A 15,556-nucleotide genomic window follows, 5' to 3' on the forward strand; every position below is an offset into this window, starting at 1 on the left:
AAAGGATAAAATTGATGTCGTACGTCTTTCAACCACCGAGCACGCCAAGCGTCGCCGTAGCGGGAACGAACGACCGCTTTCCGGTTAGACGCGTCCTCTGCATAGGACGCAACTATGCTGCCCATGCTCGCGAGATGGGTAAGGATCCGGACAGGGAGCCGCCCTTTTTCTTTACGAAGCCCGCGGACGCCGTGGTGGATGACAATGCGAAGATCGTATATCCGCCTTTGACCAAGGACTTCCACTACGAGGCCGAACTCGTCGTTGCCATTGGCAGGCGAGCAAAGAATGTCGCCATTGGCGACGCGCTCGCCTACGTGTGGGGCTATGCGGTAGGAAACGATCTAACCCGTCGGGACCTGCAGCTTGCGGCGCGTGACAAAGGCCGTCCTTGGGATGAAGGAAAAGCTTTCGATCATTCCGCTGTGGTGGGGCCCATCCATCGAGTTGCAGAGGTCGGCCACTTCTCATCAGGCTCCATCCGCCTAACGGTAAATGGGACCGTGAAGCAGGACGCTGACCTTAGCGAACTTATTTGGTCCGTTCCGGAAATCATATCGATCCTGTCGCACTCGCAGACCTTGGAGGCTGGCGACTTGATCATGACAGGGACTCCTGCGGGCGTGGGCCCGCTTGTCAGAGGTGATGTGTGTGTCGTCGATATCGACGGGCTCGGCACAATCACCACCACAGTTGAGTGAGCGCTTCGCCATGTTCAAACTCCACAATTTCTTTCGATCGTCCGCCTCGACGCGGCTGAGGGCGGCACTCAACTACAAGGACATTCCCTACGACTACGTGTCCTATGTTCTCCGCAGCGGTGAGACTCGCCAGCCGAACTTCTTGAAGATGAACCCAGCGGGACTCGTCCCGGTGCTGGAGCGCAAGGATGGCGTCTTCATGTCCCAGTCCCTCGCGATTGTGGAGTGGCTCGAGGAGACTCACCCGACGCCTCCACTTCTTCCTGCTGATAGTGACGGACGCGCTCGAGCCCGCTCGCTTGCCTACATGATCGCCTGCGAAGTTCATCCGCTTAACAATCTGCGTGTCCTCAAGCATTTGACATCGGCCTTCGGCGCTGACGAAGAATCTCAGAAAGAGTGGTTTACACACTGGGTGGCCACGACTTTCGATGCCCTCGAAGAAACCCTGTCTGCTGATGAGAGCACTGGGGTTTACTGCCACGGCGAGACACCGACCGTCGCTGACATCTGCCTGTATGCGCAGGTTTGGAATAACGCTCGCTTCCAGATCGACACCGAATCCTGGCCCACCGTAGCAAGGATTTTCAAGGCATTGAACGAAATACCAGCATTCCGCAACGCTGCGCCGCAATCGCAGCCGGACGCATCCTAATCGGTTCGAGGAGGAACAATCATGGGATCGGTTGTAGAGAAAGTTGAACCCCATTCCGGGCAGCCCGAGGATACTCAAGAGCTGCGCAACCTTTACGCTGGTTTTGAGCGTGAACACATTGCGCCGCTGTGGACGCAGCTGGGGAACCTTATGCCGCGGCAACCGAATCCTCAGGCGGTGCCGCATATCTGGAAATGGGCAAACTTGCTTCCGTTGGCGGAAAAGTCTGGAGAACTCGTCCCCGTCGGGCGCGGTGGCGAGCGGCGTGCGCTCGGGTTGGCAAACCCCGGCCTGGGCGGCAATGCCTACATCAGTCCTACACTCTGGTGTGCTATCCAATACCTTGGTCCGAGAGAAACAGCGCCGGAGCACCGGCACGCCCAAAACGCGTTTCGCTTTGTCGTTGAGGGCGCCGGGGTCTGGACTGTTGTGAACGGTGACCCGGTCCGAATGAGCCGCGGCGACTTGCTCCTTACACCCGGTTGGTTTTTTCACGGCCACCATAATGACAGCGATCATCCGATGGCTTGGATCGATGGCTTGGACATTCCGTTCTCGTTTCAGAACGACGTCGGGTTCTTCGAATTCGGCGCAGAACGCGTCACCGATTACGCCACGCCTCAATTCTCGCGGGCGGAGCGATTGTGGGCACATCCAGGGCTACGGCCGTTATCAGGACTGCAAGACACTGCGAACTCACCGATGGCGGCGTACCGCTGGGAGCATACCGATCGCGCCCTAACCGAGCAGCTTCTGCTGGAAGAGGAAGGATATCCAGCGACGGTTGCACAGGGCCACGCTGCTATACGCTACGTCAACCCGACCACCGGGGGTGACGTGATGTCAACGATCCGCTGCGAGTTTCATCGGCTGCGCGCAGGCATTTCGACTGCGCCACGCCACGAAGTTGGATCAACCGTTTTCCAGGTATTCAACGGGCGGGGGACCGTAGTGATCAATGGCGATGAGCGGGCGCTGGATGTGGGCGACATTTTTGTCATTCCATCATGGGTTCAATGGTCGCTCCACGCGGAAACCCAGTTCGACCTCTTCCGGTTCTCCGATGCGCCCATTATGGAGCGCCTAAATTTCGCCCGAACACTGGTTGTGGGAGATGACAGATGAGCGACCGAGAAGAAGCTGCGCGCGCGCAATTGCGCGCGCGCCAGGGCGCAGGCGCCCGCTATGATCATTTTTCTGCCCCCCATGTCGACTTGAGCCTGGCGAGGCAAGGGACCGCGTACTTCGCGCGGCTCCTGATGAATATGACCGATGAACAGCTCTCCGCGCCCTCCCGTGCGCCCGGCATCAGTCGTCGCGAGATTGTTGCACGAGTCGGATTGGAAGCAAGGTTCCTAGCGGAAACCGTCGCCTGGGTGCGCGTCAGATCGGATCAACCACTGCCGATCGATCAAAGTGTCGTACCGAGTGAGGTTGATTTTATCTCAACGCTGCCCTCTCAAGCCCTTCGGAACCTGTTTTCACACTCCGAAGTGCATTTGAATGTGGAATGGAGGGACTTGGATGCGGAGGGCTGGAACACAATAATTACAGACCGCAGCGGGAGGCCGTTTCCAATCGACACAACGCCGCGATTGCGCGCACACTCCATCTGGCATAATGCGTGCCAACTAGGGCTGAGCAGTAGAGTTGCTGACATTCCGAAAGAACTTCGTGACTAGGAAACAAGGGACGGCGCGTTTATTTGCTGCACGAACCCCCGATCTCAGAAGAATGGCCGATTGGTTCAACCTGGCCATCACTTTCTCATTGCAGATGCATATCTTGTCCTCGATTTAAAGGGCTATGCTTGGCCCTTCCTTTTCGAAAGCCAGCACCGGTTGTTTCGCTCTAAGTTGGTAGACCGCGCACGCGAGAGGAACCCTCTCACATCTGGCAAGTAGGAACTTGATCACCTCGGAAGCGGAAGCGGCATGTTCCTCCAAATGACTTCGAGTGATCGGTCAGGTAGGTCCGATCACTCGTGCCGGTCCGGCTGCGATGATGCCACGAGGAACTCTAGACACCATGTCATACCGGACCAGGTAGGGGCGTTTCCCCTTATCTTCAGGCCACAACGACGCGAAGCGGATCGGCAGCCTCCAAAGCTGCTGCACGATCGGCGCTCGGCGGATAGATCCATGTCGTGTTGATGGTCGTCTTGAGTTTCTTCGCTTCTGCGCCGGTGAGTTTCACCTGACGATCCCACCCTTCGGTATAAACCGCACCCCACGGACCTAAATCGAGGCAGGTCACGTACTTTTCCTGGCTGTAGGGGATGGGGGGAACGCCCAGAAGGTCGGCGGCGACGTTGTACCCGGAAGAGCGGCCTAGATTCTGTGCATGTTGGCAGCTCATCATGGTTCGATTGCCGTTATCGTCGGTTGCGGCGCAGGCGACATCGCCCGTGGCGAAGACGTTCTCGTGTCCGATCACCTTGAGGTTTCTATCGACATGAAGGCGCCCGAAGGAATCCTTATCTGCGTCAATCTGGCTCGTGATTGGGTTCGCGCGGGCACCGGCCGTCCAAATCACAGTGGCCGCGTCGATGCGTTCGCCGGACGTAAGTGTGACGCCTTTGGGATCAATCTCCGTAATTGGGGACAGTAGAAGCGTCTCGACGCCCAATTCCGAGAGGGCTCGCTCGATGATCGGACGCGGACCGGGGCCAAGGTCCGGTCCGATCGCAGGTGCGCGCTCGACAATTACGACGCGGATGTCAGCGTTATCACCGAGTGCTGCACGCATGCGGTGGGGCATTTCGGCCGCCGTTTCGATGCCAGTGAAGCCGCCCCCGGCAACGACGACGGTATTGCGTGCGCGCGTTTCCGGCAGTCGTGCCAATCGGGAAATGTGATCCTCCAGTTCCGCGGCATCGGCAAGCTGATCAACGTTGAAAGCGTGGACTAGACCTTGAATGTCAGGACGGTGCAGAACGCTGCCCGTCGCAAGGACAAGCTTGCTGTAGCTGATCGATAGTACCAGGCCGTCCTCATCCGCATACGTGACGGTGTTGGTCTCCGTAGAAATAGACATCGCATGGCCGCGGATGAAGCGCACGCCAACGTTTGCGAAGATTTCCGACAGCGGGGCCTTCATCTGAGCGGCATGCTTCTCGTAGAGGCGGGGGCGAATGTGCAACTCAGGCTGGGGGGCTATCACCGCGACCTCCACAGACCCGTCAGCCCTTCCTTGCTGATCCAACAGCCGCATGGCACCGAGAGCAGTCCACATTCCGGCAAAACCGGCTCCAACAATCAGAATTCGTTCACGCATTCTCTATTCCTCAGGCAAGTCGTCGCCAGTGGCTGGACGAGGTTAGGCACCGGACAAATGACAGTTTCATTAGTCCCCATGGGGACGGTTCGGCGATGATTTGAAATGGTCGCCTAACTCCGATTAACTTGATCGTAGTAATCGGGCAAACGAAAATCGTGCCTGGATTTGGAAACGCACTGTCAACGCAGCAGCGACGCCTATTGGCTTGCGGGAAACCGCAAATGAGGTTATCTACGACGGTATTTGTCGTTGTTTTGGTGCACTATGGCCCACGTAAGCGCAGGCGTAGAATACGCTCTCCATTGCCTACTGACCCTGGTCGAAGCTGAGGAAATCGGCCAGCCAGCCAGTGCTCGCGATCTCGCAGAGCTACAGAAGATTTCCACCGACTTCGTCGCAAAGCTCTTCACCAAGCTCCAAAAGGCGGGCATCGTTGCCGCCCGAGAGGGAATTGGAGGTGGGTTTGCGCTTGCCCGTCCCGCCACCAACATCACTGTGCTGGAGGTCACCGAAGCGATCGACGGACGCAAGGCACTCTTCGAATGCAAGCAGATTCGTGGTCAGTGCGCGGTGTTCGGCGACCAAATCCCCGCCTGGGCGGAGGACGGTGTTTGCTCCATCCACGCGGTGATGATCGAGGCGGAAAAACGGGCGAGGGAAGTCATGGGCGGCCACACCTTGGCAAACCTAGCGGCACGAGCAGCCTCCAAAGCCCCGAAAGAACATGCCGAACGCGTAAAGGACTGGCTGTCCGGGCGGACGCCACAGCGTCGCCGTCGTGGCCTTCTCGCAAACGCCGAGTGAGAGTGGGCAATTTTGCCGGGCGCGTCGCTAAAGTCGCGTCGACAGCCGGGGCAGTTCAGCGCGATGGGATGATCTTGCTTCCCGATTCCACACGAAAATCCGAATAGCCTCGGATTGTTGCAGTACTCGTGACAAACGGTTTGGCTGCCGCGCTCCGGTCTGGAGCCTCTTGGCCGATGGCTTTTGTTGCGGCACTGACTACTTATGGAGCAGCCAGTGTCCCAAGCTGCCCCGACAACTCAAGACTAGGTCTTGTGGTTGATCGATAGCTGGAACACTGGCACTCCCTGCCAACGTTTCTCAAGACCTCCCGAGAAGGATCGTCGGCAACGCTCTTATACTCCGCTCCCCATGTATCCCCATAATGTCGACTAGGGGGGAGTAATGTAACTACATGTAATGTCGACAGCATGTTTTACGTCCAATGCTTCCTTGGTAACATAACGTTAAATGCATGGGCCGGAACTAGCGATGTCGTCGGCTAAAGGTTTCCGTATTGGTTCTTGCCTAATTGATCGAGAATGCCCCTCGTAAGCCTGCCACCTGCGAGAGCAGGGGCATTCTTCCAGGTTGCGAGAGAGGCGTTTCTTGAGTCGCACTGGGTTGTCTTGGTGAAAGCCGCGCGGCTCCAATCCGCGGATAGCGTTTACCAGGGTTGCGACTTCCCTACACCAAGGAACAATGGACAGTTTCGCCTTGGTTGCTCATACTCCGAGCGACGAACGCGAGTGAGTTGATCATGCAAATCGATCTGGACCGCGTCCTGAGGTCGTTGCCGTCTATCCTTTGGACGGCGGGGTGCAACGGGGAGGTGGATTTCGCGAGCCAACGTTGGTCCAATTACACGGGCCAGCGCCACGAGGATGCGCTGGGGTCCGCTTGGCAGCAAGCTTTTCATCCACGCGACCTGCAGGCATTGCAGGAACGTTGGCAAGTCCTGTTGGATTCTCGTAGCTCCGGCGAATTTACAGCCCGTGTGGGATCCGCCGATGGCGGTTTCCGTCTCCTTTCGGTTCAGTTTGGTCCGATCCGGGATGACGGGGGCAAAGTTGTGAAATGGTGCGCCTTCGGCAGTGACGCCCCCAATTCACTCTGCAGCGGAGAGCATAGCAAGCGCCTGGTCGACCTCTCTGTGCTGGTCGCAAACATGCCGGTGCCTGCAATTGTTACTTTACCGTCTGGAGAGATCGAGACGGCAAATCAGCTGGCTCATGACGACTTGGGTGACCGGTTCGGAGGGTTCAGTCGCTGGGACGCTCCCGCCGCACGTTCTGGTGAACCAGAACATACGCTCGTTGGGTCGGGCGATGGCTGGCAGAATAGGGCCCCCTACAACAGTGAAAGTCGGCATCGTCGGAGAGATGGAACCTATCGATGGTTCAATACTCTCGGACTGCCCGTGACAGACGATGAGGGACATGCATCACGATGGCTGCATTTGCTCGTTGATATAAACGAGGGAAAGCTGGCCGAAGGCTCGCTTGGTGATTGCCAGCGCGAAGCACGACAGCTTGTGGACTGCATTCCGGTCGGGATCGAGGTTCTCTCACCCGACGGCAAACCCGAGTTCGTTAACGCCTTTGCCGCGAGATATTTCGGCAAGTCGGTTGCGGAGCTGAGAGAAGCGGGACTCTCCCCCTTCATACACCCCCAAGACCTGCCCCTGGTACTTGAAGCGTCCGCCTCGTCCACGCAAACAGGCGCTCCATTCGACATGGAGTTTCGATTCCTGCATAGTTCGGGAAACTACCGCTGGTTCCACGTTCGCGGATCGCCACTCCGGGACTCAACTGGAAAAATCGTTCGTTGGTATGCCGTACACATTGATATCGACGATCAGAAGCGTGCTGAGTACGCATTGCTCCAAAGTGATTTCAACTCCAAGCTTACGGTCAACAACATACCTGCGATGGCTTGGTCTTCACGCCCTGACGGTGCTGCCGACTTCTTGAGCCAGTACTATCTTGATTATATCGGCAGTTCGGCGCCGGCGGCCGAGGGGTGGCAGTGGACCTCGGCAGTTCATCCCGACGATCTCCCCGGGCTGATCGACAAATGGCAAGTCATTATGGCTTCGGGCAAGTCCGGAGAAGCGGAGGCCCGTATTCGCCGATTCGACGGCGAATACCGCTGGTTTCTCTTCCGCGGATATCCGCTGCGGGACAGCTCGAGCAACATCGTAAAATGGTATGGCGTCAACACCGACATTGATGATCTCAAGCGGGCTGAAGCCAACCTTTCGCGTGAAAAGCACTTGCTCGAGATCATCGCATCCGGTTCCCCAGTGCGCGAGGTTTTGTCGGCTCTGTGCGCGTTCGTCGAAGAGAGCACGACACATTGCTACTGCGATATTCATCCGATCGACTGGAGTGTTCCCGCCATCGAGTACAGCGTAGCACCGTCATTGCCCGCCGAGTACACGGAACCGATTGCCGGGGTTTCACTCAGCGGTGACGGCATACCGTGCGCCATCGCAGCGCGCGAAAAAATCCAGGTCGTTGCTGAGGACATCGATTCAGATCCGCGCTGGCAAAACACGCCCGTTCGCATTCACGTTCTGAAGCATGGGCTGAGGTCCGTGTGGAGCACGCCTATTTGTACCAAGGATGGTCACGTCCTCGGCACGCTTTGCCTCTATCAGCGGCAACCTGCGGTTCCGTCCGCCAAGCACCAGAACATCATCGCGCACGCGACGCACATCGCGAGCATTGCGATTGAACGGTCCCGGACGGAAGCCGCCCTGCGGCGCAGTGAGACTGTGCTGACCGAGGCACAACAACTGAGTTCTACAGGCAGCTTCTCTTGGCTCGTCGACACGGAGAAAGTGTTTTTTTCCAGGGAGCTGTATCGAATTTTCGAATACGAACATACCGAGCCAATGACGGTAGCTAAAGTCCGCTCGCGAGTACATCCCGAAGACCTACCGCTCCTTTCGGCACAGATGGCTCGAGTGCGTGATGGACAAAGCTACATCGGATACGAGATCCGGCTGCGCATGCCTGACGAGCGCGTGAAAAATGTAAGGACGTTCGGACGCGTGATTACCCATCAGGACGGACAACTTGAATGTTTGGCCGCTGTGCAGGATACGACAGAGCTTCGTGCTGCGGATGAGGCACTTGGTAAGGCCCGCGCAGAACTGGCGCATGTCTCACGAGTGAGCAGTCTTGCAGTATTGACGGCGTCGATAGCTCACGAGGTGAACCAACCACTCGCGGGCATCATAACGAATGCCAATACCTGTCTCCGGTTCCTGGCTAACGATCCTCCCAATATAGATAGCGCCCGCGAAACCGCGCGCCGTACGATTCGGGACGGTAGCCGAGCTGCCGACGTGATTGCGAGGTTGCGAGCACTGTTTAGCAACAGGGAAACAGAATTTGAAGCCGTCGACCTTAATGCGGCGGTCCATGAGGTGTTGGCACTGCTGCGCGGCGAATTGCAGCGGGGACGCGTGATGGTTTCGACCGATTTGGACAGTGGATTGCATCGCGTCCTTGGAGATCGAATTCAGTTGCAGCAGGTGATCATGAACCTAGTGCGAAACGCACTCGATGCGATGGTGAGCGTCTGTGATCGTCCCAGGACACTCGCGATTGCGACGACGCACCTTTCTGACGGCCAGGTGCAGCTTTCCGTCCGAGATTCGGGAGGCGGTTTTGGCCCAGAGGGAAGTGGGAGGATTTTCGATCCATTCTACACTACGAAGAATGACGGCATGGGCATTGGCCTTTCTGTCTGCCGTTCCATCGTTCAGAGGCATAATGGGTTCCTCTGGGCAAAGGAGAATAGCGAGCATGGCGTGACGCTAGCGTTTTCGATGCCGCCATATTTTAGACAAGCGTTGCTTGAAGAAGTTGATGTCCAGACGGGGTGACTTGCCCCCGATGCCAGTAGACGAAGTGTGAATGCTCGATCGGATCGCTGTGGAGCCGCTCAGCTAATCTAATGCCGGGCGGCTGCGCCACTCACTTAGTAGCTGACCCGATCGGTAGCCACATGTGAACGCCTGGAGGGGTATGAAACGATCCGCCGACAGCAAGTTTCCCGCCTTGATTTTCCACTATCTGTCGTACAACTGCCATTCCCCGCATCTCAGTTTCGAATGGGCAGTTTTCATTGCCACCCGCGTGTGATGAATACTCGCACCCATTCCTTTTTGAAACTGATAAACGGATCATGGGGCGTAGCGGTTCGGTTAGCAGGTCGACCCCCGCCGAAATCAAGACTTCTCCTCCGTTTGGCATCCCGGTCCGCGCGTCAAGAACGAGACTAAGCAGGGCCCGTACCATCAATTGCTGATCGCAATATATGGGGGGAAGGTTACGGGGCACGTCGAAACATGGGCGGACATCCCTTGAAAGCGCGCTTCTAAGGGCTGGCTCCAGAGAGGACAGAAACTGGCCGACATCGATATTCACAGGCCTGAGCTGTCGGGGATTGGCGCAATCCAGAAGCTGGCGTACCAGCAGTCGTGACAGAAGCATACACGAGATACCTAGATCGTAACGTCTTCGCTGCTCGGGAGAAGCGAACTTCTCTTCCTGAAGGTCAGCAAACACTCCCATGACAGGAGCAAGGAGGGCGTTCAGATCGTCCGCCACTGACTCGATGACGCGCTGCGCAGCGTGACCTTCTCTCTTGGCTGGCTTCTTTAGTCGATAGCGTATTTTTAATGCAAGTTTCTCAGCCATATCGGTTCTCCTCAATAGAGGGTTCGCCTCATAAAAAAGCTGGTCTGTTGTTTCCAGCAGGGAGGTAGTTCAGCTTCGCTAATATTCCTGTATTACAATTAATTTATCTATTGTTCATTCGTATTAATCTGTGTCGGGTTGCTCATTTGCTTGGCTATCAAAAAAACGATCCGCTTGTTAGGGCGGTAATAGGGACAAATACGCGCGCTCGGGATGGCACCATAGATCGCTTCAGCGCCCTAAAATTGTCTTTGCGGTACGAACAGGCAGATGGTCCGGCCATCATGCGCACCTGCAGCCGAGCACCAGTGATATAACCCGTCCGGGCTCTGCTTGATGCGGCCGTCTTCGTAGCCAATCGTCTCGCCGGTCTGCACGATCACGTATCCCTGGGGCTGCTCGGAAACCGCGTGCCCGGTTACCATCCGGCAATCGTAGTCGGAACAGCAAGCCGATGGGTATGACCAGCCGTAAGGTTGCCCAGGGGAGGGCTCGGCATCGTGGGCATTGGCTGCTGCTAAGATGGCCGACACGATAGATACTCCTGCAGCAAAGGTGCGCAGTGCGCGCTTTGTGCGCGGCGCAGGCGGGATCCCTGAAGGCAAGTGCATCGCTGGACTCCTTCGATATTTGCATTGCAAGAATCGGGTAAGAGAGCGAGTTTGACTATTATCCGATGGTATAGTCTTGCAGAATAGCGGCGTTGATATCCAAGTATGAGTTGATTATACCAACGTGCAATTTACTAAATACTTCATTCTGTTTTATATGGCCTAATTGGTGGACTTTGCCGCCCAGCATTCAGCAATGCTGGGGGAAAGACGCAACCCTCGCTACCCCCTAAGGCAGAGCTTCGCGAGGCGGCAATCGCACAATCGCTCGGAAGTCGACTCGCGCCCACAGTCACAGCCTTGAGCGAGAGGACGCAGGCGGGCCTCTCCTACCCACGGCCTGCGCACTCACCCATTCCGACAAAGGCCCTGATGGCGCGCCAAAAGCCGAAGGCAAAGGCCTAATCTCGTCACAGTGTCCGCTGCCCAGGCGATGTGTCCACCGAGATGACAGGCTTCGTCAAAACGCGCGGACGATCTACGGATATGCTGATTGCAACGCTGTCAGATCAGCGGCCAACGTGACGCGTGGCCCCTGGGCGTCGACGCCTTCAATGCATGTTCCGTCGGGTGATACTCCTATAAAGGCCGACGCGGTCTGGCGACTCAGTCCGGACAATCCAACTGTGCGGACCACGACATCTGTTTCCTGACTAGGTTGAAGTCGTCAGAGTGTTAACCTTAGTAAGACGAAGGCTCAGGCGCAGCCCTCATGCTGCCATCGTTTGCCGCGAACAACTTGGCGGCCGACATCCGGCCCGATTCGAAATCACATGAGGACTTTCCCGATGCTGAAGACCACCCTTGCCGCAGCCGTTGGCCTGCTTTCCTTCGCGCCGTTGGCCAATGCTTCAAGCGATGCAGCGTGGAATGCCCTCTTCGCCAAGGCGAACGGAACCTGCATCGGGCAGTCTCGCATGGTGTCGCCCGAAGCCACCGCGCCAGTTGTCTTCGATGATGCCACCGGGAAGATCGCCGTGCTGCTCCGCGAAAAGAGCCCTAGGACGAAGAGGATGGTCAATGTGGTTTGTCTCTACGATAAGAGGTCTGGCAAAGCTTCGATCGCCGAGTATCAATGGCTGGGGCAGTAACCCGCCGACTTCCAAACCGTAGAATGAAGTCGCGTACTCGACATTTCTCTCACGTGCTGGAAGTGAACGGATGGGTGGCGTTAACTCGTCGTTGTGCGAGTCCTATAATTGTTGACAAATTTGGCGGAGTGCCAGCCCGCTCACCGACTGGATTGGATGTCGGAACTCATGCGAGTCCTTCGGGCGGGACGCGCGCCAGACGGCTGGCTCTATATCCCCGTCTATGGCGGCGCGAAAGCGGCTGCACGTATATCGGTCGTGGGTACTATCCGGAGCGCACGTCGAGGGGATGGAGGTCGAGATCGGGCCAGCATGGCTGAACGTCGACGACGCTGATGGAGCAGAGGTGAATCGCCGGCTCGTCGAGAACGGCCTGGCAGTTGACTGGTCGCGATACAGTGGTGGAAAGTACCTTGATGCTTAGGACAAAGCGCGAGCCCAGGCGCGGGGGATCTGGCGAGGCGCGTTTCAGTTGCCATGCGAAGCGCGGCACAGCGAGCGAAACAATTGTCTTCTTGTTGACTGGCACACTGCTGCCTACGGGCAGCAGCCCGCCTTTGAGCAAGCGAAGGTGTAGAATCTCTCTTCGACATCCCAAATCCAGCCGATCAACTCCAACGCAACGCGGATACCACTAAGGAGACCGGTCTGGCTAAGTAACTCGGCGACTGCGTGATGTGCGGCTGCCTGAGGAAGGTGATCTTGGTGCGTTCGGCCACGGCAGGGCGTCGGCAACACGGGCCGACCTTAGGAGCACCTGGCCCAAGCGGCCTGATGTAAGTGGCCTTGAGGCGCTCATTTCAGCCGCAGGGCAGCCTGATCAAGGACACGCGTATAGCGCGGCCGGCAACGATGACGGATCATGCGTCGGGTTCCCTCCAGTTGATACTGCTACGGCCGCAAGCCGATGCTCCCGATGCACCCAAGCGGCCCAGGAGAGGTCGCTAACCGTCCTTTGGACGGTGTTCCCTTTGCGCCCAGCATACCTCCTTCTCTTGAAGGAGGGTTCGGAATCCGAGGCCGTGCTGCTGGCCGATGGTCTCCTTCGTCGAGAGCTAGAAAAACTGATCATTCCAAGGGCAGCTTCGGCGGGCGCGGGTTCGGTACCTCGAGGCCCCACTAACGCGTCACGCCGAAGCCGAATCCTATAATTGTTGACAAATTTGTGGAAGTGCCGCCTGTTCAGCGCATGGATTCGATGTCGGAAATCATGCGAGTCCTTCGGGCCGCACGCGCGCTCGTCGGACTCAGCCAGGCGGAACTGGCCGAACTCTCTGGAGTCAGCCGGCAGATCGTCGTGAGGATCGAGAATGGCGAGAACAACGTCCTCGTCGACGCGGTCGAGAAGGTGCGCCGCGCTTTGGAGCAGAAGGGGGCGGCGTTCACGGACGCGACGCCACAGCACGGCCCCGGCGTCGCCCTCGCCAGGCCGGGCGGCGCCACAGACACCGAGACAAAAATCTGAGTTGAGACGGCACTTCCCACGCGCTTCAAAACGGAAGGGGGCCCGGTTATCCCCTAGTCTTCGATCTGGTCGAGTTTTCACATCGAGTAAAACGGGCAGCTCGTACGGGCTTTAGCTAAGGTTTTGGAAGGCTGGTCGTGCTCATACGCTACTTGTCTGCGTTCCCTGAAGGCCGCTTCTTCAGCGTCTCCCTGCGTTTCCCCGGGGACATGACCCGGTGCCCGACGTTGGCCGGCTTGAAGCCCGCCTTTGCCAGCGCCTGGGCAAACGTTTCGTTGTCGTCCGGCGTTTCCCCGAGCGGCTCAACGTCTGCGTTGGTCGTCTCGTCCTTGCCACCGCGAGGCATGCCGGCCTCCTTTTCAAACATTCGCCGCCAAGTCGCCGATCTAGGACGGTACTTCCACGAGGCGTTGCTCCGATTCGAGACGACCCATGTCGCCTACGGTTTACCGACGGTTCATTGTTGCCGCCTCGCGCGTTCGCGCGCCTCTCGCAATCTCTCGACGAGACGTTCGAGCTTTCGGAGCGAACCACCTGTCCAAACGCTCGCCAATGCGTTCAGCTCGAATCCCTCAAGCGGCGTCGCCCAGCGGGGATCGTGACCCGCGTCGATGTACAGCCGCTCAAGGATTCGCGTTGCAAAGACGGGCAAATGGTCAGCTTCCGGATCCGGAAAAGAAAGAATTCGACACCTGTCCCGCAAAGCCGCCGGGATCGGCTCCACCGAGTTTGCGGTCATCAGCCAGGATACGTGTGACAGATCGCAGTGGGCCTGAAGGTAAGGGTCATGCCAGCGTCTCGACGTCTCGGGCTCGAACAATCCGATCAGCACGTCGTGCACGTTGCCATTATGGCGGCCGGTCCCAATCTTCTCAATCTCATCAAGAATAACAACCGGTCCGGCGCATTCGTGCATCCGCACGACCATGACCGGAAGGCTCGGTTCGCCCGACGACCACCTCCGGGCGGTACCGCCGATGGCACTGTCACTAAGGCCGCCGCACGAAATTAGCTCATAGGGAGTACCGAGCTCCTCAGACAATCGCCTGGCGAAGCGTGTCTTCCCACCTCCGGGCGACCCGTGAAAAATGATTGGCCTTATACGGACAGTCGGCCGGCCCATGAGTCCTTCGAGCACATTGTCAACAACCGCTCCAGCATGGGGAAACTCCGCGACGAGCCGCGAACGAATTCCGGCCAGCGCGGGCATGGTGGACAGCGGCAACGGACGTTGCTTGAACTTCGCGAACTCCCTTTCCACTCGTTTACCCTCGGCCGTGGTGTCGTTTCCGATGCCACTGATAACGACTACTCCGTCGGCAGGTCGCCCATGGTGTTCCGAGGAATCGTCGTTCCAGCTTGATGTCGCAGGACCGCCGCGTGCTGAATCCTGCGGTTCCTGATAATCGACCGTCCCTGACTTGATCGCATTTCTGAAGTGGACAGAGTACGTTTCGACCTCGGGGCCGAACCAATCAGAATACCTTTGAACGACGACGCCCGCTCGTTGGCGCCGGTTGAGTTCGCGGGACTGCATCGCCCAACCGAGCGAACGTGAAAGAAGGTCAAGACCCCTCGCGTGACCTAGCTCCCCAGAAGCTAGATGCGCGATTTCACCAGCGATCAGGGCCGTTGCCTGGCCGTTCCCAAAGAAGGCCCGGTAGAAGCGGCACCGCAAACGGCATTCATCGATGGGCAATCCCTGAGCATCATCGATGAGATCAAGAGCAGCCTCCACCGCAAGCACGCCATCCTCGCTCTGCTCGACGCCGAGCTCGTCCAGGCTTGTAGCGAGAAGTTCGAGTCCAGTCCGCTTGCGCTTCTTAACGCGCCCGGACAATCGGCTGGAGTATTCGCGGATGTCGTCAGCCAGGTCTTCGCGGAAGAAGGCCATCCCCCGGAGCAGTTCCTCGGCCGTGGGCAAATGCAGCCCGGCGATTGCCGCCTTTTGTCGGCGTTGAAAGTGGCGGTCATGTGATGGCGGGTTGTCTGTCACAGGTCACCCTCTTGAATCCTAAGTCGAGCACTACCGCGAGGCGCGGCCGCTGCGGGACATGCCGTGCGAGCGGATGTCAAATCGCGAGAACGCCGCTTGCACAACTGCGAGCCGTTCCTTCTTCAAAGGACGGTTCATCCGTGCCGGGAACGTCGATGACGACTTCGCAAGTTCCGAAGTCGCGCTTCCTGCAGGCCAGCATCATGCTCTTCCAGTCCCAGCCGGATGCCCGAGCCGGTACCAACGGTTGACCGTGCGTG

At 57.8% G+C, this 15,556-nt stretch carries 13 protein-coding genes; 8 read left to right on the top strand and 5 right to left on the bottom strand.

Features of this window, described 5'->3' with window-relative positions:
* The first annotated feature begins 14 nt into the window (after nucleotides 1-14).
* The 4 genes from AC3WVQ_RS22925 to AC3WVQ_RS22940 are packed head-to-tail and all read left to right on the top strand — an operon-like array spanning nucleotide 15 to nucleotide 3,038.
* The gene (locus AC3WVQ_RS22925; protein ID WP_192444728.1) at nucleotides 15-701 is read left to right on the top strand and encodes a fumarylacetoacetate hydrolase family protein; all 687 of its coding nucleotides are present in this window, start codon (nucleotides 15-17) and stop codon (nucleotides 699-701) included.
* A gap of 10 nt (nucleotides 702-711) precedes the next feature.
* Entirely contained in the window at nucleotides 712-1,356 is a 645-nt protein-coding gene (gene maiA, locus AC3WVQ_RS22930) for a maleylacetoacetate isomerase (RefSeq protein ID WP_492382998.1), read from the top strand.
* A gap of 21 nt (nucleotides 1,357-1,377) precedes the next feature.
* Nucleotides 1,378-2,481, top strand: coding sequence for a cupin domain-containing protein (locus tag AC3WVQ_RS22935; RefSeq protein WP_192444732.1), 1,104 nt, complete (start codon nucleotides 1,378-1,380; stop codon nucleotides 2,479-2,481).
* Nucleotides 2,478-3,038: a maleylpyruvate isomerase N-terminal domain-containing protein gene (locus AC3WVQ_RS22940; RefSeq protein WP_192444734.1), complete on the top strand. Its 561-nt coding sequence runs from the start codon at nucleotides 2,478-2,480 to the stop codon at nucleotides 3,036-3,038. The genes AC3WVQ_RS22935 and AC3WVQ_RS22940 overlap by 4 nt, the downstream gene beginning before the upstream one ends.
* Nucleotides 3,039-3,423: 385 nt before the next feature.
* Here AC3WVQ_RS22940 and AC3WVQ_RS22945 read toward each other — a convergent pair whose 3' ends face one another.
* The gene (locus tag AC3WVQ_RS22945) at nucleotides 3,424-4,632 is read right to left on the bottom strand and encodes an NAD(P)/FAD-dependent oxidoreductase (protein ID WP_192444736.1); all 1,209 of its coding nucleotides are present in this window, start codon (nucleotides 4,630-4,632) and stop codon (nucleotides 3,424-3,426) included.
* Between the two features lie 267 nt (nucleotides 4,633-4,899).
* Here AC3WVQ_RS22945 and AC3WVQ_RS22950 point away from each other — a divergent pair, with 267 nt between their 5' ends.
* Nucleotides 4,900-5,439, top strand: a complete 540-nt coding sequence (locus tag AC3WVQ_RS22950) for an RrF2 family transcriptional regulator (RefSeq protein WP_192444880.1) — start codon at nucleotides 4,900-4,902, stop codon at nucleotides 5,437-5,439.
* A 739-nt stretch (nucleotides 5,440-6,178) separates the two neighbouring features.
* Nucleotides 6,179-9,316: a PAS domain-containing protein gene (locus AC3WVQ_RS22955; RefSeq protein WP_192444738.1), complete on the top strand. Its 3,138-nt coding sequence runs from the start codon at nucleotides 6,179-6,181 to the stop codon at nucleotides 9,314-9,316.
* Nucleotides 9,317-9,407: 91 nt separating this feature from the next.
* Here the strand turns inward: AC3WVQ_RS22955 and AC3WVQ_RS22960 are convergent, their stop codons facing one another.
* A complete protein-coding gene (locus AC3WVQ_RS22960) occupies nucleotides 9,408-10,133 on the bottom strand; it encodes a HAMP domain-containing histidine kinase (RefSeq protein ID WP_192444740.1) in 726 nt (241 codons plus the stop codon).
* Between the two features lie 239 nt (nucleotides 10,134-10,372).
* Nucleotides 10,373-10,666 carry a hypothetical protein gene (locus AC3WVQ_RS22965; protein ID WP_492382999.1) on the bottom strand — a complete coding sequence of 98 codons (294 nt, stop codon included), beginning with the start codon at nucleotides 10,664-10,666 and terminating at the stop codon, nucleotides 10,373-10,375.
* An 866-nt stretch (nucleotides 10,667-11,532) separates the two neighbouring features.
* Here AC3WVQ_RS22965 and AC3WVQ_RS22970 point away from each other — a divergent pair.
* Both AC3WVQ_RS22970 and AC3WVQ_RS22975 read left to right on the top strand, forming a co-directional pair.
* A complete protein-coding gene (locus tag AC3WVQ_RS22970) occupies nucleotides 11,533-11,835 on the top strand; it encodes a hypothetical protein (protein ID WP_192444744.1) in 303 nt (100 codons plus the stop codon).
* Between the two features lie 1,198 nt (nucleotides 11,836-13,033).
* On the top strand, nucleotides 13,034-13,300 hold the full coding sequence (locus AC3WVQ_RS22975; protein WP_246810388.1) for a helix-turn-helix transcriptional regulator: 267 nt from the start codon (nucleotides 13,034-13,036) through the stop codon (nucleotides 13,298-13,300).
* A 148-nt stretch (nucleotides 13,301-13,448) separates the two neighbouring features.
* Here the strand turns inward: AC3WVQ_RS22975 and AC3WVQ_RS22980 are convergent, their stop codons facing one another.
* Nucleotides 13,449-13,646, bottom strand: a complete 198-nt coding sequence (locus AC3WVQ_RS22980) for a hypothetical protein (RefSeq protein ID WP_192444748.1) — start codon at nucleotides 13,644-13,646, stop codon at nucleotides 13,449-13,451.
* Nucleotides 13,647-13,757: 111 nt separating this feature from the next.
* Nucleotides 13,758-15,296: an AAA family ATPase gene (locus tag AC3WVQ_RS22985; protein ID WP_492383000.1), complete on the bottom strand. Its 1,539-nt coding sequence runs from the start codon at nucleotides 15,294-15,296 to the stop codon at nucleotides 13,758-13,760.
* Nucleotides 15,297-15,556 lie beyond the last annotated feature (260 nt).

Source organism: Ensifer sp. EB106-05-01-XG146, assembly GCF_058791875.1.